This window comes from Streptomyces sp. NPDC053076, from assembly GCF_044546845.1.
GTDB lineage: Bacteria > Actinomycetota > Actinomycetes > Streptomycetales > Streptomycetaceae > Streptomyces.
Window position 1 is genome coordinate 86,067 of the sequence record NZ_JBITZL010000012.1, and the last position, 23,294, is coordinate 109,360.

The following is a 23,294-nucleotide window of genomic DNA, read 5'->3' on the forward strand; positions in this document are numbered from 1 at the left end:
AGTGGAGACTCTCCGTGCTCATAGGGAACTCTCTGTGACCGTCGCTCGTTGGTCCGGTATCCGCCGATCACCGCCTCCGCGGTCGGAGAAGGCCGGCGGAGCGGTGATGACGAGGGGATGGGGGCGAGATGACGTTGACGTCGCTGACGCCGGTGCCGGTCGCGCAGCTGGGCCCGTGGCTGGCGCCGGTGCTGTTTCCCGCCGTGTTCCTGGCCTTGTTCCCGGCGCTGGCGGGTGCGCTCGGGGCCGTGCCGCGGCCGGCCGGACCGTCGTGGGTGCCGTCCGTCCCCCGGCGGCGGTCCGGCCGGCCGCGGCCCCTCGCGGCGCGGCCTGGTTCAGCCGATGTGCGGGGCCGCCGCACCCGAGAGCGAGTCGAGGTCGGTCTTGCGGACCCTCAGCACCATCCAGGCGGTGAGGAAGGCGAGCGCGGCCATCGCGGCGGCCGGTATGAAAGCGGTGGAGATGCCGTGCGCGAGCACGTCGTGCCCCCATGGCGCGGGCAGTTGATGCGTCTTGGCGAACTGCGCCTTCTGCTCCGGCGAGCCGTCGGCGAGGAACTTCGGCAGCTGCTTCTTCGCCTCGTCCGTGCTGGCCGTCCCGAAGACGGTCGTCAGGATGGACAGCCCGAGCGAACCGCCGACCTGCTGCATGGCGTTGAGCAGTCCGGATGCCGCGCCCGCCTCGTGCGGGGAGACACCGGACACGGCGGTGACGGTGGCCGTCACGAAGTTCAGGCCCATCCCGAAGCCGAACACCACCATGGGGCCCAGTACCCCGCCCACATACGTGCTGTCGGGCCGGATGAAGCTCTGCCAGGCCAGTCCGATCACCACGAGTGCCGAACCCGTCATCATGAACGGCTTGGGGCCGAGCTTCGGCAGGAAGCGCTGCGACAGACCCGCACCGGCCGCGATCGCGACGGTCACGGGAAGGAAGGCGATACCCGCCTCGATGGCGCTGTAGCCCAGCACGTTCTGCACGAACAGCACGATGTAGAAGAACATGCCGAACATCGCCGCGGCCAGGCACAGCATGATCACGTACGTGCCCCAGCGGTTCCGGTCGGCGAACATCCGGAGTGGGGTGATCGGCTCCTTGGCCCGCTTCTCGGTGAACACGAAGGCGATCAGCAGCACCACGGCCGCGCCGAAGGAGCCGAGGGTGAGGCCGTCTTGCCAGCCTTCCTCCGCGGCGCGGATGAACCCGTACACCAGCGAGGCCATGCCGACGGTGGAGGTCAGCGCGCCGGTGAGGTCGAAGCGTCCCGGATGCCGCTGCGACTCGTTGATGTACAGCGGCGCGAGCGAGACGATCAGTACGCCGATGGGTATGTTGACGAACAGCACCCACCGCCAGTCGAGCCAGTCCGTGAGCATGCCACCAGCGAGCAGGCCGATGGCGCCACCGCCCGCGGACACGGCGGCGAACACGCCGAAGGCCCGGTTGCGTTCGGGGCCTTCGGGGAAGGTCGTGGTGATCAGCGCCAGCGCCGTGGGGGACGCGATCGCGCCGCCCACTCCTTGCAGGGCCCGTGCGGCCAGCAGCTGCCAGGGTTCCTGGGCCAGGCCACCCAGCAGCGAGGCGAAGGTGAACAGCAGGATGCCGGTCATGAACACCCGGCGGCGGCCGAGGATGTCACCGGCCCGCGCACCGAGCAGCAGCAGGCCGCCGAAGGTGAGCGTGTAGGCGCTGACCACCCACGTCAGGTCGGTGGTGCTGAACTTGAGCGCGTCCTGAATGTGCGGGAGCGCGATGTTCACAATCGTCGCGTCGAGTACCACCATGAGTTGACTGGCCGCGATGACGGTGAGTGCGATGCCGGGATGCCCCGCTCGGCGGGCCACGCCCGGTTTCCGGTCATCCTTGAGCAACTGAGAGGTCGTCACTATGGGTCCCCCATAAAGGCTTTAGTGAACGCTCGCGTTCACTGTCACGTCCACGGTAGTGAGTCCCCAACAGTGAACGCAAGCGTTCACTTAAGTGCGCGCCGCGCCCTGCGTCCCCCCGTTGCTGCAGCGCGGCGCCGCTCCCTCCCGGAATCCCCGCTTCCCTTGCATGCTGGAGAACACAGATGGTTACCTCGCGCTGGACGGCCGCGCCTGTCGGCACGGCCTCCCCTCGTCGGCGCGGTGCGGTGCTGGAGCGCGCGATCCTCGACGCCGCTCTGGAGCAGCTCAGCACGGTCGGCTGGAAGGGCCTGACCATGGAGGGCATCGCGGCCGGCGCCCATACCGGCAAGGCGGCGGTCTACCGCCGCTGGCCCTCCAAGGAGGATCTGGTCGCGGACGCTCTGGTGTCCGGACTGCCCAGGGTGGAGAAGGTCCCGGACCTCGGGAGCGTGCGCGACGACCTTCTCGCCCTGTGCCGGCAGGTGCGGCAGATCATGTACTCGCAGCCCGGCGTCGCGCTTCGCTCAGTCATTCACGAGTGCGATGAAGTGCAGGCGGAGCGCTTCGAAGGGGTGATCATCGGGAGTGTGGTGGAGCCGACCGTCAAACTGCTTCGGGAGGTCATCACCCGTGGAATAGAGCGAGGAGAGGTGCGCGCGGACGCGGCCAACGGGTATGTCTTCGACGCCGTCCCGGCCATGATGATGTACCGATCGAAGATGTGCGCAAGCGAATGGCCCGAGCAGGAACTCGAAGAGATGATCGACCTGCTGATGCTTCCGCTGCTGCGCCCCTACGGAGCCTGATGCCTCGCGTCGGCGCTCTCGCCGTCGGCGGGAGACCGGGGTGTCGCGCGGCGATCGAGACGGCGTACGCTAAGGGCGCCATGCCGTACGAACCACCTACTCACACCGTCGAGCGCTCCCTGCGCGCCACGACCGGAGCGAAGGTCATTGCCGGTGTCGACGAGGTGGGACGCGGCGCCTGGGCCGGACCCGTCACCGTCTGTGCCGCGATCACCGGACTGCGCCGCCCGCCCGAGGGTCTGACCGACTCCAAACTGCTGACGGTCAGGCGCCGTACGGAACTCGCCGAGACGCTGCGGTCATGGGTGACTGCCTATGCGCTGGGGCATGCTTCCCCCGAGGAGATCGACAGCCTGGGGATGACGGCCGCGCTGCGGCTCGCCGCGGTCCGTGCCCTGGACGTTCTGCCTGTCTGCCCCGACGCCGTGATCCTCGACGGGAAGCACGATTACCTCGGCGCTCCGTGGAAGGTACGCACGGTGATCAAGGGCGATCGGTCCTGTGTGGCCGTCGCGGCGGCGTCGGTGATCGCCAAGGTTCAGCGCGACAAAATGATGGCCGAACTGGGTACCGACCATGCAGACTTCGGATTTGCGGACAACGCCGGGTATCCGTCACCCGTGCACAAGGCCGCACTGGAGGAGCGGGGGCCCACCCCGCACCACCGTTTGTCGTGGGCGTATCTTGATGCGTTGCCTCAGTGGCGGCACCTCAAGAAGGTCCGCAGCTGGGTGGACGGAAGCGTTCCGGAAATCGAGGGCCAGCTCGGCTTCGATTTCTGACGGTTGCGCTCGCACTGATGTGCCCCCCGGTCACCCGCGCCGCACCAACGTTTGATAAATAACAGCTCATGCCTCTCATTCCCGAGGAGCCTCAGATTCACGAGAGTGCCCAGGGTCCCCGCGTCACTCCGGCCAGCGGCCGTACCGCGCCGACCCCTCGCCCCGTACCCGGCCCCCGCCCCGCGGCCCCGTCCCGCCCCGGTCGTCCCGGCCCTCAGCGGCCCACACCACCGGTGCAGCGCACGCCGCGTGACGTGAGTCCGGCCAGGCCCGGCCCCTCCGGCCCGGCCGCTGCCGCCGCCACGGCGAGCCCGCAGATCCAGCTGATCCCGGCTTCGGCCGAGGGTGCGCTCGACGCCGCCGAAGAGGCGGTGGACCTGCTCCTGGACACGGGCCGCGCCCCCGGCGACGTGCTTGTGATCACCACTGGTGCCCAGCACCCGTGGGCCGAGCACGAGCTGTCCTTCGGTGAAGCGTCCTACTGGGCGCAGCACGACGGCGGTGATGACGTCTTCTACGCGGATGCGGCTGTCGTCTCGCGCGCCGCGTCCCGCCCGGTGGTCGTCGTGGCCGTCAACGGAGGGCCCGCCTCCGCTGCCGCCACCGTCCTCCCGCTGGCTCACGCCCGTGCCGGTGCGCTGCTGATCGTCTGCGGCGACCCGCAGCAGATCAACTCGGGGCTGGGCGTCGGCGTCTGAGCCGCGACCGGCACCTCGGGACACCGAGGTGCCGACGGAGCCGCTCCGGCGGAATCCGCACGGTGCGGCTTTCGGCGTGCCCGGACGACGGGTGTCGGCCGCGCCGCGGAGGGGGCTGTTCCGCCGACAGACGCCGGGGGTGTGGGCGGCCGATGCCTCGCGGGTCCCGTTTCCGGTCGCCACGGCGAGGCGTGCCCGGGCCGGACGGTGTGCCCTCTCGGCGCAGCCCTGGAGTAGTGGGCGACCGTGCCCGGGCGCACCCCGGGCGCGCCCCACAGGGCCGTTGGACCACGACGGGAGCCCGCCTGCGCTCCTCGCCGGTGCTCGTGGCGACCGGCGGCCCGGTCGTCGGACACCAGCCGGTCGTGCGGTGCGTACGGCGCGGTCGGCGGCACACGCCGTCCCGTCCGTCTGCGCCGAGCAGTTCAGCGAGCCGCCGCCCGGCGCAGCACCTCGGAGACCGGGCCGCCGGTGCGCGGCACCAGTGGCGGGGCCTCCGACGTGGCGAAGGGCTCCGGCGCCGAGTGCGCGTGGGGCCGGCGTCCGCCGCGTCCCTCGCCGAGCACCTGCCAGCCCTCGTGCGTCAGCGTGATGTACGCCCCGCAGCGCAGCCCGTGCAGTGTGCAGGCATCGCGCAGCCCCCACATCCAGGCGCCGTCCTCCTCGGTCCAACGCGCCTCGCCCTCACGGCAGTAGAGCAGGACGGCCGTGCGCACGGGGGTGCGGCGACGCAGGTCGTGCGGAATCACCCGGCGGAGCTGGGCCAGCAGCGCGTTGCGGAACATCCAGCCGTCGGCCGCCGCCGGACGGCGTGTGAACGACGCGCTGGCCCGCAGCCGCTCCTCCGGGTCCAGAACCGCCACGATCGCCGTGAGCGGCTTCGGGTGGTGGCGGGCGTGCAGCCCGCTGACGACCTCACGGGGGTTGCGCAGCAGCGGGATTCCGGCGGCGGCCCATTCCGCCGGCTCAAGCAGGCGACTGGCGGAAGCGGCGGACGCGGACGTCGACAACGAGGCCGCCGAGGACGATGCGAATCCGAAGGTCACGTTCCTCCCTTCGGCTACGCGCCCATACTGCGGGCGAGGTCGGATTCGGGGGAGCGCGCACCGCAGCGGAGCCCAGCCGGAGCACGGACGAGTCGTGCGGGTAGCGGACCTCAATTCTTCCTGTCGAACTTGGATGCGGCAACGAGCAATTGGGGCCACCGGCTGTTATCTGGTGGTGCGTGGCTTATATCCCTACCCAAAGGTAGGGCCGATGACGCCCGAGGCATCCGGACACGGTCCGACGGGCCGCCGGACCGCCACTCCCGGAGGGTACGGATCGGCGGCAACGCGTCGCTCCTCTCCGGAGGGCGAGGACCAGCGGTACCGCGTCGCTCCTCCCCGGAGGACAAGGACCAGCGGTACCGCATCGCTCATCCCTGGAGGGCGAGAACCAGAGGCAGCACGCCGCGCGCGCCGGACTTCCGGAGCAGACGTGCCGCGATCGCCAGGGTCCAGCCTGTCTCCGTGAAGTCGTCGACCAGCAGCACCGGACCCTGGGCCTCGCCGAGTGCCGAGGCCAGGGCAGGTGGCACCGTCAACGCGCCGTCGAGGGCCTTCAGCCGCTGCGCGCTGTTGCTGCGGGGCGATCGGGGCGTGTCCCCGGCGTATTCCACCGAACCGAGCAGAGGGAGCCTGCCGATCTCGGCGATCCGGGCGCCCAACGAATGGATCAGCAGGGGCCGGCTACGCGAGGCCACGGTGACCACGCCCACCGGCCGGGCGGGGGCATCGGGTGCACCGGAGGCCCAGCCGCCGGGCCCCCGGGCCCAGTCGGCCAGCACGTCGACCACGGCATGCGCCACGTCGTCCGGCACCGCGGCGTCCGGCGTCCGGGGCGCGAACAGCGGACGCAGCCGGTTGCCCCAGCCGATGTCCGACAGACGCCCCAGAGCCCGCCCGGGCGAGGCCTGCTCCCCGGCCGGAATGCGTCCCTTGAGATCGATGCCGATGGCCGGGAGCCCGGTCGGCCACATACGGCGGGGCTCCACTTCCACCCCGGCACGGCCCAGGTCGCTCCGCGCGGCGTCCAGGGCCGCCGTGGACAGGCCGGAGGTGAAGCGAGGTTCCGCGCAGTTGTCGCAGCGGCCACAGGGCTTGGCGCCCTCGTCGTCCAGCTGGCGCTGCAGGAACTCCATCCGGCACTCGGTGGTGGTGGCGTACTCGCGCATCGCCTGCTGCTCGGCGGCGCGCTGCCGGGCCACCCACGCGTAGCGCTCGGCGTCGTACGACCACGGCTGTCCGGTGGCGATCCAGCCGCCCTTGACCCGGTGCACCGCTCCGTCCACGTCGAGGACCTTGAGCATGGTCTCCAGACGTGAGCGGCGCAGCTCGACCAGCGGCTCCAGGGCGGGCAGCGACAGGGGCCCGTCCGCCCGGGCAAGGACGTCGAGGGTGCGCCGGACCAGATCCTCGGAGGGGAAGGCCAGCGATGCGAAGTACTCCCAGATCGCCTCGTCCTCCTTGCCGGGCAGCAGAAGTACCTCGGCGTGTGCGACGCCGCGGCCGGCCCTGCCGACCTGCTGGTAGTAGGCGATGGGGGAGGAGGGCGAGCCGAGATGGACCACGAAACCGAGATCCGGCTTGTCGAAGCCCATGCCGAGCGCGGAGGTGGCGATCAGGGCCTTGACACGGTTGCCGAGCAGGTCGTCCTCCGCCTGCTGCCGTTCGGCGTTCTCGGTCTTGCCCGTGTACGAGGCGACGGTGTGCCCGCGCTGCCGCAGGAAGGCGGTGACCTCCTCGGCGGCGGCGACAGTGAGTGTGTAGACGATGCCGGAGCCCGGCAGGTCGTCGAGATGGTCGGCGAGCCAGGCCATCCGGTGCGCGGCGTCCGGGAGCCGCAGCACGCCGAGGCTCAGACTCTCCCGGTCCAGCGGCCCGCGCAGCACCAGCGCGTCGGATGTGCCGCCCGTGCCGAGCTGCTCGGCGACGTCCGCGGTGACCCGCGCGTTGGCCGTGGCGGTGGTGGCCAGCACGGGGACGCCGGGCGGCAGGTCGGCGAGCATGGTGCGCAGCCGGCGGTAGTCGGGGCGGAAGTCGTGGCCCCAGTCGGAGATGCAGTGGGCCTCGTCCACGACCAGCAGGCCGGTGGCCGCGGACAGCTTGGGCAGGACCTGGTCACGGAAGTCGGGGTTGTTCAGCCGCTCCGGCGAGACGAGCAGCACGTCGACGTCGCCCGCCGCGATCTCGGTCTGGACGGATTCCCACTCCTCGGTGTTGGCGGAGTTGATGGTCCGGGCGTGAATACCGGCCCGGCCCGCGGCCTCCACCTGGTTGCGCATGAGCGCGAGCAGCGGCGAGACGATCACCGTGGGCCCGCTTCCTGCGGCCCGCAGCAGCGAGGTGGCCACGAAGTACACCGCGGACTTGCCCCAGCCCGTGCGCTGCACCACCAGGGCCCTGCGCCGGTCGGCGACCAGTGCCTCGATCGCCCGCCACTGGTCCTCGCGCAGGCGGGCGGCGCCCGTGGCGTCCCCGACGAGTCGGGCGAGGACGGCGTCGGCCTGTGCCCGGAGATCCGCGTTGCTCGTGTGCTCCATGCGTTCCATACAACAGGACGGGACCGACAACCGGGCGCGCCCGGGCCGAGGCTGTGGACAACGGGAGCGGCAGTGTCGTGTCCCTGACTCGACTTATCCACAGGCTCAAGCGGAATTTCAAGATCCGCGAGATCGTCGGCGCATGACGAACCACAGCGAGACCACCGGACCCTTCGACAACGACATCCCGGACCAGGAGCCGCCGAACGGACCGGCCGAGCACACCGCGCAGGTCACTCTGCGCACCCCGGCCGAACTCGCCGACGCCCTGCCCTACCTGCTCGGCTACCGCCCGGAGGACAGCATGGTGCTCGTCGCCCTGCACGACCGCGGAGGCCGCGGCAGGTTCGGCGGCCGGGCCCGGCTCGGCATCCCCGCGAGCCCGGAGGACTGGGAGGCGGCCGCCCGGCAGCTGGCTCGCGGGCTGGTGACCGGCAGCGAGCGGCGTGGCACCCGGCCCGAGCGGATGGTGGCCTACGTCTGCCAGGAGCCGGGTCGGGGGGAGTCGGGCAGGGACGTCAAACGGCGGCTGGAGAGGCTGGCCCACCTCATGCGCACCGAGTGCGGCAGCCTCGACGTGCCCGTCGTCGAGGCCCTGTGCATCTCGGACGGCCGTTACTGGTCGTACTGCTGTCCGGCGGGGGACTGCTGCCCCGAGGACGGCTCACCGATGGGCCTGCCCGGCACCTCCGTGCTCGCCGCGGCGGCCACCTACGCCGGCATCCAGGTGCGCGGCACGCTGCGGGAGCTGCGCGCCAGGTTGCAGCCCTGGGAGACCACCGCGGCGCTGGGACAGGAGATCGCCCTGGACGCGGCCGGCATGAGCTTGGTGCCCCGCATGCTGGACGAGACGGCCCGCGAGGAGGTGGCGAAGGAGACCCTCGGTCTCGCCGAGCGGATCATCGGCCGCTTCGCCGCCGTGGCGCCGGTCTCCGGCACGCATCCGGCGGACGTGCGTGACGACGGGCTCCTGGGGGACGACGAGGCGGCCAGCCTCATCCTCGGGTTCCAGGACCGAACGACGCGTGACAAGGCCGCCGCCTGGATGGAGGGGGACGAGGCGGGCCCGGCGCTCCGGCTCTGGCGGGCGCTGGCCCGTCGCTGCGTCGGGCCCTACGGCGAGCACGCCGCCGCGCCGCTGACCCTGGCGGGCTGGGTCGCCTGGTCCATGGGTGACGAACTGGAGGCTCGGGAGGCCCTGGCCATGGCCTTGGGTGCCGATCCCGACTATCTCTTCGCCCGTCTGCTGCACCAGGCGTGCAACGAGGGGCTCGACCCTGAAGCGATCCGCCGCTGCCTGCGCGCGGAGAGCACGCGACGCACGCCTGCGCAGACCGCGCAGCGCACGGACGAGGCAGCGCGGCCCGCTCTGGCCGAGTCCTCGCAGATCCTGGCCTCGGCTCCCGGAAGCCCGGCGGTCGACCGGAGCCCCGGCTCCCGGGCGGGCGTGCGGCGACGGCGCCGTGCGCGCTGGGCGGACGGCGAGGACGGCCGTCACTCAGCCAGGGTGAAGGCGGGCCGACGGAGGCCGGCCGATTCCCGTCCCGGCTCGTCCGCTGACACAGCCGCCCGCCCCGGCATCTCCGGCCCGGTCGACACGCGCACGCGTGGAGCGGGCCTCGGAGACGCCACGACCAGTGGCACCCCGTCGGACAGCGGACGCCCGCAGTCCGAGAGGGACGGATGAGCGCCGGCCGGTCTGCCCGGGTCCGTGAGCGGTCCTCGCGGGAACGGCCGGAGTCCCGCCCGCAGAGATCGGAGGACACCCCCCCCACACCACCGGAGCGAACCGGCGGGGTGGTCCCGAGGCCGGCAGGAGGAGAGCCGTGCGTCCCTGGAGGGAGGTACCGGTTCGGTGTCGAGGCCCGGTCGGAGGACACCCCGCACACCCGGGGGAGAACTCCCAGTGTGGTGTCGAAGCCCGGGGGGAGGAGAACCCACCGACACCGGGGTGGACTCCCAGCGCAGTGCCGAGGCCACCGGCGGAAAGTGCGCCGGCGGACAACCTCGCCGGCCGGTCACGCCGTCATCGGTCGGCTTCCCCCTCGCGAGCCGTGACCCTGACGTGTCCCCTTCCGTTCACCTGAGTGGCGGAACGCCTGGACGGGCCCTGCCGCCGTACTTCCGCCTGCCCCCTGGGGCGACCCACCGGCCGCACAGCACGTACGCACCGCACCGAGCACAGAAGAAGCCACTCCATGCACCAGCAGCCGATTCCGCCCTCCGCCGTCGGCGACCGTCCGCCCCGGGGCCGGCAGGAGCCGTTCGCGACGGACGGCGCCCCCCACCCACCCAACGTCTCCAGCCCCCCACCGCCGCCGTCCGCGAACCCACCTCCCCGGCCCCCGGTCACCCGCGGCGATCACCCATCGCCCGCCTCCCACCGGCCCGCCGCGGCCCCGCCGCCACGCACGCCCCCGGGCAGCCGCCCGGCGCCCGAGCTGCCGCCCACGCACACGGCGCTGATCTGCGTCGCCCTGCCCGGTCTCGCCATCTCCGGCGAACTGGGACAGCTGGCCGGCCGGGGGCTGGACGGTTTCTACCGGAGTGGCAGGCGGCTGCTCTCCCGGTGCCAGGTTCGTGTTGCAGGACGTGAACCTCTGCCGCTGCAGGCCAGGATGACCGGAGCCGACACCGCCCGTTTCGTGGGTACGCTGCGCGCTTCCCCGGCAGCCGGCCCCGACCCCGACGTCGTCGTCGAACGCACACGCCACGCCGACGGAACCGAACGGATCACGCTCCACAATGCCGCCATGCGTCCGCTGCGCCTGCCCGTCGAGGTCGCGCTCGCCACCGACCTGGCGGAACTCGGCGCCATCGCCGCCGGTGCGGCGGGTTCCGAACTCCCGGCCAGCGTTCACGACTCGGGTCTGCGCTGGGCCACGGCCGACGCCGCCGCCTGCGTGACCGCCGAACCACCACCCTCCGACGCCCTGGCGTCCGCCGGACTGCTGCGCTGGGAACTTCAACTGCCCCCGGGCGGGACGGCAACCGTGGAACTGAGGGTGCGGCCCGAAGGCACGGGCCCGCTACGGGCCGCGGGCCATGCCGCCACCAGTCCCTTCGCGCCCGCCCGGGCGGAGGGCGACGACCCCCGGCCGGCCTCGCTGCTGAACTCGGCCGTCGCCGACCTCCAGGCACTGCTCCTGCGGGACCCCGCGCACCCCGCCGACACCTACCTCGCGGCAGGCGCCCCCTGGCGCTGCGGAATGGCTCCGGCGGAGGCCCTCGCCGCCGCCCGCATGACACTGCCCCTGGGTACCCGCCTCGCCGCGGGCACCCTGCGCACCCTGGCCCGTACCCAGCTCCCGGGCCCGGGCCCCAGGGCGGGCCTGATCCCCGGCCCGCGACGCGACGCCGGCCCCCACCTCCCGCCGAGCTGCACCGCAACGGAGGCGACACTCCTTTTCCCCGTCCTGCTCGCCGAGGCCCGCCGCTGGGGGCTGCCCGACCAGGAGACGGAGGAACTCCTGCCCGCGGCCGAGCGCTGCCTGACCTGGCTGCGGACCACCGTGGGCGATGGCACCTATCTCTCCGACCCGCACCCCGCGGGCCCGGCCCGCTGCGAGACCCAGGCCCACGCGCATCGCGCCGCCCTGCTCGGTGCCGACCTCCTCGACGCCTATGACAGGCCGGGAGCCACGGAATTACGTCACTGGGCCCAGACCCTCAGGACGGCCTTCCGGGCCGGCTTCTGGATCGAGGACCGCGGCGGTGGACGCCCGGCCGCGGCCCTGGCACCGGACGGCCGACCCGTGCCCCACCTGACCGCCACCGCCGTCCACCTCCTCGACACCGGCCTGCTCGGTGCCGGCCGGCTCGCCCCGGGCCTGCTCGACAAGGTGCACACCGAACATCTCGCCCGGCTGATCGGTACCCCCGCCATGGACGCGGGCTGGGGGCTGCGGGGCCTCGGCACCAAGGAGCCGGGACACAATCCGTTCGGCCACCGGGCCGGGGCCGTGCGGGTCCATGAGACAGCACTCGCGGTCGCCGGACTGGCGGCGGCCGGCTACGAGACGGAGGCCGGCGGCCTGCTGAGAGGGCTGCTGGAAGCGTCGGAACACTTCGGTCACCGGCTGCCGGAGATGTTTGCCGGCGAACAGCGTTCCGCCGGCTCCGCACCTCTCCCGCACCCCGCGGCCTGCCGCCCGGCGGCTACCGCGGCGGCTTCCGTGATCCTGCTGCTCACCGCCCTCGCCGGTATCCGCCCCGACGGCCCGGCACGCACGGTCACCCTGTGCCCCGTGCGCAGTGCGCCGCTCGGCGAACTCGGCCTCAGTGGGCTGCGCGTCGTGGGCGCCCCCTTCGCGGTGCGTATCAGCCGGCTGGGACTCGCGATGGTGGAGGAGGCGGCGGACGACCTGCGACTGGGCTCGTGACACCCCGGACAAGGAGGTCGACCTCGCACGACGCCACCGGACCGAAGGACGGGAGGCGGCCCCGCACCCCACCGCCGTGACGAAGCGGAACCGCCACCGATGCGGCCGACCAGGGGAGTGTTTATCGTCAAGCAGACGACTATGATCGCCGCATGCCCTACGACCCGTCAGCCTTTCCGCCCTTCGCCGTCACCGTGGATCTGGTCGTGCTGACCGTGCGCCGCCATGCTCTGTGCGCGCTCGCGGTACGCAGGGGCGAGCCGCCCTTCCAGGGGCGCTGGGCACTGCCCGGCGGCTTCGTACGGGACGACGAGGATCTGACCCAGGCGGCGGCGCGCGAGCTGGCCGAGGAGACCGGGCTGTGCGCCCACGATCCCTCCGCTCCGGCCCAGGACAACGGGGCCCACCTGGAGCAGCTCGCCACCTACGGCGACCCCAAGCGGGACCCGCGCATGCGCGTGGTCAGTGTCGCGCATCTCGCGCTCGCACCCGACCTGCCCGCACCGCGTGCCGGCGGTGACGCCAGCAACGCGCGCTGGGCGCCGGTCGAGGAACTTCTCCAGCAGGGCGGTTACGGCCGCGACGAAGAACCCGTGGCGCCGCTCGCCTTCGACCACGCCCAGATCCTCGCCGACGGAGTCGAACGCGCCCGCTCCAAGATCGAGTACTCGTCACTGGCTACCGCCTTCTGCCCGCCCGAATTCACCGTCGGAGAGCTGCGCCGGGTGTACGAGGCGGTATGGGGCGTGGCGCTCGACCCGCGCAACTTCCACCGCAAGGTCACCGGAACCCCCGGCTTCCTCGTCCCGACAGGAGGGACGACCACGCGCCAGGGCGGTCGGCCGGCCCAGCTCTTCCGAGCCGGCGGCGCCACCCTGCTCAACCCGCCGATGCTGCGCCCCGAGGTGTGACACGCGGGGCGGCGGCCCCCCTCAGCAGTCAGCACGCCGGGGGTTCGTGCTGAGCGCCGGTTCCATCGAACGGCGGACAAGAGCGGGGCTTGGCCACATGGCTTCGTCGCGCAAGCCGCCTTATACCGGAAAAAACGGATATGTCGCGCTATCTTGCTTCAGGTGATCCAGGCCTTCGGACTGACCAGCAACCCCCGCAAGGCGCATCCGCCCGCCATCGACGACATCTCCTTCGAAGCGCGTGCCGGGCATGTCACCGCGCTGCTCGGGGGCGCCGACGCGGGCAAGACGACGACGCTCAAACTGATGCTTGAGCTCCAACAGGGGCGCGGCATCACCTACTTCAGGGGCCGGCCCCTGCACCGGATCGCCCATCCGGCACGGGAAGTCGGCGTACTTCTCGGCGACGTACCGGGCCATCCGGCCCGATCGGTCCGTGGCCATCTGCGGATGCTGTGCGCGGCGTCGGGCGTTCCCGTGCGGCGAGCCGACGAAGTCCTCGAAGTGGTCGGACTCATCAGTCTCCGGGAGGAGCGCCTAGGCACACTGTCGCGCGGCATGGACCGCAGACTCGGACTCGCCTGCGCCCTGCTGCCCGACCCGCACACGCTCGTCCTGGACGAACCCACCGACGGCCTCTCCGCCCGTGAGGCCCAGTGGCTGCACGGCATGTTGCGGGCCCACGCCACCCAGGGTGGCACGGTGCTGTTCACCACGGCCGACCCCAAGGAGGCGGCGCGGACCGCCGATCGGGTCGTCACGCTCGACGGCGGCAGACTCGTCGCCGACCAGGAGGCCAGGGCTTTCGCCCGCACCCGGCTGCGCCCGCGCGTGGCCGTCCGCAGCCCCCACGCCGCACGCCTGGCGGCCCTGCTCGCCAAGGACGCTCGTACTGCCCGGCGCTCCGTCGAAGTCGTACGCGAGGGCGGCAACCGCCTCTCGGTGTACGGCAGCACGACCGCCGACGTCGGCGAGATCGCGTTCCGCAACGGGATCCTCGTCCATCAACTCGCCGACGAGGTGGGCGACATGGGGCCGGGCACCGACGCGGAAGGCGACGGCGGGACCTGCTCCGCCGATCCCCGGCAGGCCGTACCGGACTCACCGCGGGCGGACCGGCAGGCGCGGCCGGTCAGCGGAGCGACGGGGTGGCAGGCGCGGCCGGACAGCGGAGCGACGGAGTGGCAGGCCGTACCGGACAGCGGAGCGGCGCCGTGGCCCCCAGCGGCCTCCGACGTACGGCAGGGCGAGCGGGAGAACACCACGGCCGGCTTCCCGGTGGCGGAGCCGTGTACCGCGGTGCCGGTGGGGAAGTCGGACACCGCGCTGCCCGATCCGGCAGCGGCCGCGCCGGACCTCGACCGGCCCGCGCCGGAGCCGCATACCCCGGCGCCGGGCCTGCCGACGGCGAACGCCACGGCGTCCGGGCATCCGTCAGGACAGCCGGAGCGCACCCCGGCCGAGCCGAAGACGCCTCGGGCCAAGCGGGAGGTGACCGGCCCGCACCTGACCGACGAAGGGCGATCGGCGTCCGGCCCTTCGGCGTCGGAACGGGTGTGCACAAGCGACGGCCAGCGCAGTGGGCGCGGCCGATCTCCTGAGCAAGGGGCCGAGCCGGACCGCCCGGTGACCAGCTCCGGTGCTACGGCCCGCGACGCGTCACCGGCCGCCGCGGACTCCTCGGGCGACGGCACCACGCACAGCCTCACCGCAGCCGGTGACGCGAGCACGGCCGAAGCGGCGCCAGGCGGAGCCGCCGGCCGGTCCGCCGACTCGGCCCCTGCCCGTGAGACCGGTCTCGGCGGAGCCGCGTCCGCCACCGAACCGCAGACCGGTGGCATGGGTGCCCCCGCGGCGACCATCACCGGTACCCGAACCCTTCTCCCCGGGGCCAGGAATCCCGGCGTACGCCGGCCGCAGACCGGCCCTGCCACGCGTACCGACGGTGTCCGCACCGCCGCCGCCTTCCCCCTGCCACCTCCCATCTCCGTCCACCCCGCCCCCAGCCCCCTGCGGCCTCTGCGCTACGAGCTCCGGCGCGCCGCCGGCATCAGCACCGGCTTCCTCACCTGCGGTGCCGTGCTGGTCGTGTCCGCGCTCATCGCGGTACTCCTGGCGCGGATGGGGCACACCCCTCAGGCGCGGCTCTTCGCGGCATGGCCGCGGGAGCTGCCGCTGCCGCCGGCCGCCCTCGCGGCAGGGCTGCTCGGCGCGCTGGCCTTCGGAGACGAGTTCCGTCACCCCGCCCTCGCGGCGGACCGCGGCACCGTCCCCCGCCGACTGGGTCTGCTCACCGCCAAACTGCTCGTCTCCGGAGCCACCGCGGCGCTGCTCGCCTTCCTCACGGTGGGCTGCGACGCCGAGGTGCTCTACATCGTCTACGGACGGCAGCTGACGGAAGTTCCCGCGGACTGGCTTTCGGCAACCGCGAGTTGGTTCGCCCTGGTCGTCGGCTGCGCCTGGGCCGGCGTGCTGGCGGCCGGCGTGTTCCGGTCCACGACGGCCGGGCTGGCCGCCGTCCTCGCCGTACCCGTCCTCGTCGTCCCCGTCGTGCACAAGGCGCTGCAGGGGCCGGCCGTACGGATGGCGGCCGATTTCCCCCTGCGGATGCGGGAGGTCTTCCTGTTGCAGTGGCCCTTCGGAGGGGAGCGATATTTGCTCGCAGCCGCTCGGGTCCTGGCTCAACCGGTGGGCTGCGCACTGGCGTTGTCGCTCGCCGGGCTGCTTTGCGCGTACGTCCTCACGGCCCTGCGTATCAGATGGCGATGACCACCGTCCGCACGCTTCCGGTCCTGCTCTGCGCACAACTCCCCGAAGAAAGCCCATTTCTTTCCGATAAGGCGTCAATTGCGACGGTGTGAGCGATCACCCTTTCGTGTGCTTTTCACCAAAGACCTCAAGGGAGTTGGAGACGACGCCGACAAAGGATCCGTGAGTACCCTTGCGCACACCATGATGACCGCCGCCCGCTCCACCGACTCCGGTCTGGCCGGCCCGGGCGAACTCGACCGCTACCCCTACGCCGAGGCCCCGATGGCCGACCGCGTCGGTATGCCTGCCTGGGACGGCGGTGAGACCGAGCTGGGCCGTGTCGGCCGACGGGCCACGGGCAGCCGCGGACGCGGGCTGCACGGCCAGCTCGTTCAGCAGCTTGGACAGATGATCGTCTCCGGCGACCTGGGCGCCGACCGTCCGCTGGTGCCGGAGGAGATCGGCCAGCGTTTCGAGGTCTCCCGGACCGTCGTCCGCGAGTCCCTCCGCGTCCTCGAGGCCAAGGGCCTGGTCAGTGCCCGCCCGAACGTCGGCACGCGCGTGCGTCCCGTCAGCGACTGGAACCTCCTCGACCCGGACATCATCGAGTGGCGGGCCTTCGGCCCCCAGCGCGACGACCAGCGCCGGGAACTGAGCGAGCTGCGCTGGACGATCGAGCCGCTCGCCGCCCGCCTCGCCGCCGGACACGGGCGCGAGGAGGTGCAGCAGCGCCTCTGCGACATGGTCGAGATCATGAGCCACGCCATGGCTCAGGGTGACGCCCTCACCTACTCGCGCGCCGACACCGAGTTCCACGGGCTGCTCATCCAGATCGCGGGCAACCGGATGCTGGAGCACCTCTCCGGCATCGTCTCGGCGGCACTCCATGTCTCCGGGGGCCCGGTCACCGGCTGTGACCGCCCGAACGAGGCGTCCCTCGCGCAGCACGCGCGGATCGTCGACGCGCTCGGCACCGGCGACGGCAGCGCGGCCGAGACGGCCATGCGCCAGCTGCTCACGGTCCACCCCGAGGTGGAGCGTGTGGTGCCCGCCCCGCGCGAGCACTGACCCCGCGAGGGGCGCGGTGCGGTCGCCGGTGTGCGGCGTCCTCGTGGTGCTCGTCGCGGCGCCGGGCCCGAACCGGCCGTCGCCGGACCCCGCCGGACCTTCTGGAGTCCGGCGGTCCGGCGGGGCCCGGCGACGCGTCGGATCGCCCCGGCCATGGGTGTGCGGCCGGGGCGGAGGCCATGGATGATCTCATTTGTGTACATCTGACCACTTTTGACTGCTTACGGGGTGTGACTCGGACCACGCAGATTGGGCGTAACGCTTGTGGAGACAGCGCGATGACCTAAGAGGTGATAGCCGCGGAGGGAATACGGACGCCATGCAAGGCGCTGTGCATCTCCCCGGTCCCCGCCCGCGCCGTCGGCCCATCCCCAGGCCGGTGGTCGGCTCCTGTCCGCAGTGGACGGTGCCGGAAGCCGTTTTCCAACGTTCCGAGAGGTTGTTCGTGTCGGCCAGCACATCCCGTACGCTCCCGCCGGAGATCGCCGAGTCCGTCTCTGTCATGGCGCTCATTGAGCGGGGAAAGGCTGAGGGGCAGATCGCCGGCGACGATGTGCGTCGGGCCTTCGAAGCTGACCAGATTCCGGCCACTCAGTGGAAGAACGTACTGCGCAGCCTCAACCAGATTCTTGAGGAAGAGGGTGTGACGCTGATGGTCAGTGCCGCAGAGCCCAAGCGCACCCGCAAGAGCGTCGCAGCGAAGAGCCCGGCAAAGCGCACCGCCACCAAGACGGTCGCGGCGAAGACGGTGACCACCAGGAAGGCCACCGCCCCCACGGCCACCCCCGCGGCTCCCGCCGCCCCGGCCTCCGCCGATGCCGCCGAGGAAGCCGCACCCGCCAAGAAGGCCGCTGCCAAGAAGGTGACCGCCAAGAAGACGGTCGCCAAGAAGGCCGTCGCGAAGAAGACGGCCGCCAAGAAGACCACGGGCAAGAAGGACGACGCCGAGCTCCTCGAGGAAGAGGTGCTCGAGGAGACCAAGGTCGCCGACGAGCCCGAGGGTGCCGAGAGCGCCGGCTTCGTCCTGTCCGACGAGGACGAGGACGACGCGCCCGCGCAGCAGGTCGCCGCGGCCGGTGCCACCGCCGACCCGGTCAAGGACTACCTGAAGCAGATCGGCAAGGTCCCCCTGCTCAACGCCGAGCAGGAGGTCGAGCTCGCCAAGCGCATCGAGGCGGGTCTGTTCGCCGAGGACAAGCTGGCGAACGCCGACAAGCTCGCCCCGAAGCTCAAGCGTGAGCTGGAGATCATCGCCGAGGACGGCCGCCGCGCCAAGAACCACCTTCTGGAGGCCAACCTCCGTCTGGTGGTCTCCCTGGCCAAGCGCTACACCGGCCGCGGCATGCTCTTCCTGGACCTCATCCAGGAGGGCAACCTCGGTCTGATCCGCGCGGTCGAGAAGTTCGACTACACCAAGGGCTACAAGTTCTCCACGTACGCCACCTGGTGGATCCGTCAGGCGATCACCCGCGCCATGGCCGACCAGGCCCGCACCATCCGTATCCCGGTGCACATGGTCGAGGTCATCAACAAGCTCGCGCGTGTGCAGCGCCAGATGCTCCAGGACCTGGGCCGCGAGCCCACCCCGGAGGAGCTGGCCAAGGAGCTCGACATGACCCCGGAGAAGGTCATCGAGGTCCAGAAGTACGGCCGTGAGCCCATCTCGCTGCACACCCCGCTGGGCGAGGACGGCGACAGCGAGTTCGGTGACCTCATCGAGGACTCCGAGGCTGTCGTCCCCGCCGACGCGGTCAGCTTCACGCTTCTGCAGGAGCAGCTGCACTCCGTGCTGGACACCCTGTCCGAGCGCGAGGCAGGCGTCGTCTCCATGCGCTTCGGTCTCACCGACGGTCAGCCGAAGACCCTCGACGAGATCGGCAAGGTGTACGGCGTGACGCGTGAGCGCATCCGCCAGATCGAGTCCAAGACCATGTCGAAGCTGCGCCACCCCTCGCGGTCCCAGGTGCTGCGCGACTACCTCGACTAAGTCGCGGTCGTACGACGGCGAAGGCCCGGTTCCCCACGCGGGAGCCGGGCCTTCGTGCTGCGCGCTTGCGTCCCCTGGATCACTCTTGGTGCCCCAGGAGGACCTCGGAGTGAGGAGCATGCATGCGCCGTTCCGTTGCCCGGACACTGATTCGACCGCTGGTTCTGGCGGCCACCGTTGCCTCGATACCCCTGGTGAACGCGGCTCTCGCGGCTGCCGACAGCGTGGTCGTCGGGGGATTCCCGATTGATGTCTCCCAGGCCCCGTGGACGGTGGCACTGGCCAGCCGTGACCGATTCGGAGGTACGCGGGCGGGGCAGTTCTGCGGTGCCGTGGCCATCGGTCGCAGCACGGTGCTCACCGCGGCCCACTGTCTGTCCGAGGAAGTCCTCGGGGCGCCGCCGAGCCGAATGCGCGACCTCAAGGTCATCGCGGGCCGCACGGACCTGCTGTCGTCCCAGGGCGAGGAGATCGCCGTTCAGGACGTCTGGGTCAACCCCCGGTACGACGTCAGGACGAACTCCGGCGACTTCGCGGTCGTCACACTCGCCGGGCAGCTGCCTCAGAGTGCCGTCATCGCCATGGCGGCCCCGGGAGACCCTGCCTACGCGCCCGGCACGGAGGCACTGGTGTCCGGATGGGGCGACACGACCGGCGGAGGGGACTACGCGCGCCGGCTGCGCGCCGCACACGTGCGCGTGCTCTCCGACGAGCTGTGTGCAGGCGCCTACCCCGGCGGCCCTGACGGCACCTACCAGGCCGCCACGATGCTGTGCGCCGGTGAGGCCGCCGGCGGCCCCGACGGCTGTCAGGGGGACAGCGGGGGGCCTCTGGTGGCCGGTGGACGGTTGATCGGCCTCGTGTCGTGGGGGAGCGGCTGTGGGCGGCCCGGGCTGCCCGGCGTCTATACGCGCGTCTCCGAGGTCGTACGGGCGCTGGAGCCGGCCACAGGGGCCCGCCAACGGCCCGGCAGGAGCTCATGACGGTGTGTGTGGGCATGAGTACGGGCGGCCGCTCCTGGTGTGGGGAGCGGCCGCCCGTCCACCGGCCTGTGCCGGCGCTGGCTCGTCGTGGGTGCGAGATTCAGCGCTCTTCTTCGGAAGCGTTGTTCGGAACGGACGTAAGCCGCTCCGTCTCGTCCTGTATCTCAGCGGCGATCTTCTTGAGTTCCGGCTCGAACTTGCGACCGTGGTGGGCGCAGAAGAGCAGTTCTCCGCCGCTGAGCAGGACCACGCGCAGGTATGCCTGGGCGCCGCAGCGGTCGCAGCGATCGGCGGCCGTCAGCGGGCTCGCGGGGGTCAGAACAGTAGTCACGTCGCCTCTTCTCTAGCTCGACGAGCTGTCGTACCAGGGTCAACATCCAACCAGCCCGAAAACGTTCCCGCTCGTGGCTTTTCCTCGAAAAAATCTCTCCGGGGCGGCTGTCTGCTGCCGGTTGGCGGCGAATGTGCCGTATTGCGTGTCTTGTGTGCTTACGGGTTCGCGCTGTCTTGCGGTCTCGTCCTCCCGGCTGGGTTGCCGGTTGTTCATGAGGACGTGCCCGGAGCCTAAATGGTTCATGCCCCGAAGGGAACGTGATATGTACTTCACTCCATCGAGGGATCGAACACGTATACGACCCTGGACTAGGGTGAGTTTCCGACGAGGGTGGCGTTACACCGGTCCTACCAGGGCTCGGTACCCTCTGAGCGGCGACCGAAGCCGCCCCCTTACCCATAAGGGGGCCATCTGAAATTCAGCGAGGAGCGAACCGCGTGACCGCCGATACGTCCGTGCCGTCCACAGCGCTGCTGGCAGGAGCAGACCGGGACGGTTCCAACTACACCGCGCGGCACCTGCTCGTCCTCGAGGGCCTCGAAGCCGTGCGCAAGCGCCCGGGCATGTACATCGGCTCGACCGACAGCCGTGGCCTCATGCACTGTCTCTGGGAGATCATCGACAACTCCGTGGACGAGGCCCTCGGCGGCTACTGCGACCACATCGACGTGATCCTCCACGACGACGGCTCCGTGGAGGTGCGCGACAACGGCCGCGGCATCCCCGTGGACGTGGAGCCGAAGACCGGTCTGTCCGGCGTCGAGGTCGTCATGACCAAGCTGCACGCCGGCGGAAAGTTCGGCGGTGGCTCGTACGCCGCCTCCGGCGGTCTGCACGGTGTCGGCGCCTCCGTGGTCAACGCGCTCTCCGCGCGTCTCGACGTCGAGGTGGACCGGGGCGGTCACACGCACGCCATCAGCTTCCGGCGCGGCGTGCCCGGTGCCTTCGCCGGTGACGGCGGCGAGGCGAAGTTCGAGGCCAAGAGCGGTCTGCGCAAGGCCAAGAAGATCCCCAAGACCCGCACCGGCACGCGCGTGCGGTACTGGGCCGACCGGCAGATCTTCCTCAAGGACGCCAGGCTCTCCCTGGAGAACCTGCACCAGCGTGCCCGCCAGACCGCGTTCCTGGTACCCGGCCTGACCATCGTCGTGCGCGACGAGTTCGGCCTCGGCGAGGGCGGCAGCAAGGGCGAGGAGTCCTTCCGCTTCGACGGCGGCATCAGCGAGTTCTGCGAGTATCTGGCGAACGACAGGGCCATCTGCGACGTCCTCCGCTTCTCGGGCAAGGGCACCTTCAAGGAGACCGTCCCGGTCCTGGACGAGCACGGCCAGATGACCCCGACCGAGGTCACCCGTGAGCTGGGCGTCGACATCGCGCTGCGCTGGGGCACCGGCTACGACACGACGGTCAGGTCGTTCGTCAACATCATCGCCACCCCAAAGGGCGGCACGCATGTCACCGGCTTCGAGCAGGCCCTCACCCAGACGATGAACGATGTGCTGCGCGCCAAGAAGCTGTTGCGCGTGGCCGAGGACAACATCGTCAAGGACGACGCCCTGGAGGGCCTCACCGCCGTCGTCACGGTCCGGCTGGCCGAGCCGCAGTTCGAGGGCCAGACCAAGGAGGTCCTCGGTACCTCGGCGGCCCGCCGCATCGTGAACAATGTGGTCACCAGCGAGCTGAAGGCGTTCCTGACGACTACCAAGCGTGACGCCGCGGCCCAGGCCCGCGTCGTCATGGAGAAGGCCGTCGCCGCCGCCCGTACCCGGGTCGCGGCCCGCCAGCACAAGGACGCACAGCGGCGGAAGACCGCCCTGGAGTCCTCGTCCCTGCCGGCCAAGCTCGCCGACTGCCGCAGCGACGACGTCGACCGCAGCGAGCTGTTCATCGTCGAGGGCGACTCCGCGCTCGGTACGGCGAAGCTGGCGCGGAACTCCGAATTCCAGGCCCTGCTGCCGATCCGGGGCAAGATCCTCAACGTGCAGCGGTCCTCGGTGACGGACATGCTCAAGAACGCCGAGTGCGGTGCGATCATCCAGGTCATAGGAGCGGGCTCGGGCCGCACCTTCGACATCGATCAGGCCCGGTACGGCAAGATCATCATGATGACCGACGCCGATGTGGACGGCTCCCACATCCGCTGCCTGCTGCTCACGCTGTTCCAGCGCTACATGCGGCCCATGGTCGAGGCCGGCCGGGTCTTCGCCGCCGTGCCGCCGCTGCACCGCATCGAGCTGATCCAGCCGAAGAAGGGCCAGGAGAAGTACGTCTACACGTACTCCGACCGTGAGCTGCGCGACAAGCTCATGGAGTTCCAGAGCAAGGGCATCCGGTACAAGGACTCCATCCAGCGCTACAAGGGTCTGGGCGAGATGGACGCCGACCAGCTGGCCGAGACCACGATGGACCCACGCCACCGCACCCTGCGCCGCATCAACCTCTCCGATCTGGAGGCCGCGGAACAGGTCTTCGACCTGCTGATGGGCAACGACGTGGCTCCCCGCAAGGAGTTCATCTCCAGCTCGGCGGCGACGCTGGACCGGTCACGCATCGACGCGTAGCAGCCGGGCTCGGGCTGACGGGCTGGGCCTCGGCCGGAAGGCCGGGTTCCGCCTGCCGGGCTGGTCGGCCGGCGGGGTGTGGGTTTCGGCGGTCGGGCTTTGTCGGTGGGCAGGCTGAGCTTCGGCTGACACGCCGGGTCTGGCTGCCGGGCTGGTCGGCAGCGGGGGTGTGGGCTTCGGTGGTCGGGCTTGGTCTGGTCGGCGGGTGGAGCTTCGGCCGGCAGGTCGGGGCTCGGCCGACAGGCTGTCCCCCGGCTGTCGGGCTGGACCTCGGATGGCGGGGCTCGGCTGACGGCTGAATCGGGCGGGCGGCCTGAGCCCGACGGGCAGCCGTCCAGCCTTGCAGCCGCCGGCCTCCACCGCTCACCTGCACCACTTCGCGGCACCGCCCCGCTCACCTCCGCCACCCTGCGGCACGGCCCCGCTCGACGACCGGCTCGCCTCCGGACCGCGTCCGGCCAAGGCATGGCCCACGGGGTCTCTCCACCTGTGGGTGGAGGCGGGCCACCCAGAGGTTCCACCCGTGATCCACCCGGGGTCCGATCCCTTGACCTGCGGA

Annotated in this window: 15 protein-coding genes; 11 read left to right on the top strand and 4 right to left on the bottom strand. The window is 71.4% G+C overall.

The window, feature by feature from the left end; genetic code table 11:
• Positions 1 to 335 precede the first annotated feature (335 nt).
• The gene (locus ACIGYR_RS34950; RefSeq protein WP_399607716.1) at positions 336 to 1,886 is read right to left on the bottom strand and encodes an MFS transporter; all 1,551 of its coding nucleotides are present in this window, start codon (positions 1,884 to 1,886) and stop codon (positions 336 to 338) included.
• Between the two features lie 185 nt (positions 1,887 to 2,071).
• On the opposite strand from ACIGYR_RS34950, the gene ACIGYR_RS34955 reads away from it, so the two are divergent.
• From ACIGYR_RS34955 to ACIGYR_RS34965, 3 genes are all read left to right on the top strand, one after another.
• A complete protein-coding gene (locus tag ACIGYR_RS34955; RefSeq protein ID WP_399607719.1) occupies positions 2,072 to 2,695 on the top strand; it encodes a TetR/AcrR family transcriptional regulator in 624 nt (207 codons plus the stop codon).
• Positions 2,696 to 2,775: 80 nt separating this feature from the next.
• Positions 2,776 to 3,477 carry a ribonuclease HII gene (locus ACIGYR_RS34960; protein ID WP_391847467.1) on the top strand — a complete coding sequence of 234 codons (702 nt, stop codon included), beginning with the start codon at positions 2,776 to 2,778 and terminating at the stop codon, positions 3,475 to 3,477.
• A 68-nt stretch (positions 3,478 to 3,545) separates the two neighbouring features.
• Positions 3,546 to 4,175 carry a hypothetical protein gene (locus ACIGYR_RS34965; RefSeq protein ID WP_391847468.1) on the top strand — a complete coding sequence of 210 codons (630 nt, stop codon included), beginning with the start codon at positions 3,546 to 3,548 and terminating at the stop codon, positions 4,173 to 4,175.
• Between the two features lie 425 nt (positions 4,176 to 4,600).
• Here the strand turns inward: ACIGYR_RS34965 and ACIGYR_RS34970 are convergent, their stop codons facing one another.
• Together ACIGYR_RS34970 and ACIGYR_RS34975 are read right to left on the bottom strand one after the other, a co-directional pair.
• The gene (locus ACIGYR_RS34970) at positions 4,601 to 5,221 is read right to left on the bottom strand and encodes a hypothetical protein (RefSeq protein ID WP_391847469.1); all 621 of its coding nucleotides are present in this window, start codon (positions 5,219 to 5,221) and stop codon (positions 4,601 to 4,603) included.
• Positions 5,222 to 5,592: 371 nt separating this feature from the next.
• Entirely contained in the window at positions 5,593 to 7,758 is a 2,166-nt protein-coding gene (locus ACIGYR_RS34975) for a RecQ family ATP-dependent DNA helicase (protein ID WP_399607725.1), read from the bottom strand.
• 142 nt (positions 7,759 to 7,900) lie between these two features.
• Between ACIGYR_RS34975 and ACIGYR_RS34980 the strand changes: the two genes are divergently transcribed.
• The 7 genes from ACIGYR_RS34980 to ACIGYR_RS35010 all read left to right on the top strand — a co-directional run bounded on the left by ACIGYR_RS34980 (position 7,901) and on the right by ACIGYR_RS35010 (position 19,840).
• The gene (locus ACIGYR_RS34980) at positions 7,901 to 9,445 is read left to right on the top strand and encodes a DUF4192 domain-containing protein (RefSeq protein ID WP_399607728.1); all 1,545 of its coding nucleotides are present in this window, start codon (positions 7,901 to 7,903) and stop codon (positions 9,443 to 9,445) included.
• Between the two features lie 511 nt (positions 9,446 to 9,956).
• The gene (locus ACIGYR_RS34985) at positions 9,957 to 12,140 is read left to right on the top strand and encodes a glycogen debranching N-terminal domain-containing protein (protein WP_399607731.1); all 2,184 of its coding nucleotides are present in this window, start codon (positions 9,957 to 9,959) and stop codon (positions 12,138 to 12,140) included.
• Positions 12,141 to 12,292: 152 nt separating this feature from the next.
• A complete protein-coding gene (locus tag ACIGYR_RS34990) occupies positions 12,293 to 13,051 on the top strand; it encodes an NUDIX domain-containing protein (RefSeq protein WP_391847472.1) in 759 nt (252 codons plus the stop codon).
• A gap of 162 nt (positions 13,052 to 13,213) precedes the next feature.
• Positions 13,214 to 15,820 (top strand): ATP-binding cassette domain-containing protein, encoded by a 2,607-nt coding sequence (locus tag ACIGYR_RS34995; protein WP_399607734.1) that lies wholly within the window; start codon positions 13,214 to 13,216, stop codon positions 15,818 to 15,820.
• Between the two features lie 162 nt (positions 15,821 to 15,982).
• Positions 15,983 to 16,870 carry a FadR/GntR family transcriptional regulator gene (locus ACIGYR_RS35000; RefSeq protein ID WP_399607736.1) on the top strand — a complete coding sequence of 296 codons (888 nt, stop codon included), beginning with the start codon at positions 15,983 to 15,985 and terminating at the stop codon, positions 16,868 to 16,870.
• Between the two features lie 445 nt (positions 16,871 to 17,315).
• Positions 17,316 to 18,857: an RNA polymerase sigma factor gene (locus ACIGYR_RS35005; protein ID WP_391847475.1), complete on the top strand. Its 1,542-nt coding sequence runs from the start codon at positions 17,316 to 17,318 to the stop codon at positions 18,855 to 18,857.
• 122 nt (positions 18,858 to 18,979) lie between these two features.
• The gene (locus ACIGYR_RS35010; RefSeq protein ID WP_399607739.1) at positions 18,980 to 19,840 is read left to right on the top strand and encodes a S1 family peptidase; all 861 of its coding nucleotides are present in this window, start codon (positions 18,980 to 18,982) and stop codon (positions 19,838 to 19,840) included.
• Between the two features lie 100 nt (positions 19,841 to 19,940).
• Here ACIGYR_RS35010 and ACIGYR_RS35015 read toward each other — a convergent pair whose 3' ends face one another.
• Entirely contained in the window at positions 19,941 to 20,171 is a 231-nt protein-coding gene (locus ACIGYR_RS35015) for a hypothetical protein (RefSeq protein WP_391847477.1), read from the bottom strand.
• 440 nt (positions 20,172 to 20,611) lie between these two features.
• On the opposite strand from ACIGYR_RS35015, the gene ACIGYR_RS35020 reads away from it, so the two are divergent.
• A complete protein-coding gene (locus tag ACIGYR_RS35020) occupies positions 20,612 to 22,735 on the top strand; it encodes a type IIA DNA topoisomerase subunit B (protein ID WP_391847478.1) in 2,124 nt (707 codons plus the stop codon).
• Positions 22,736 to 23,294: the final 559 nt, after the last annotated feature.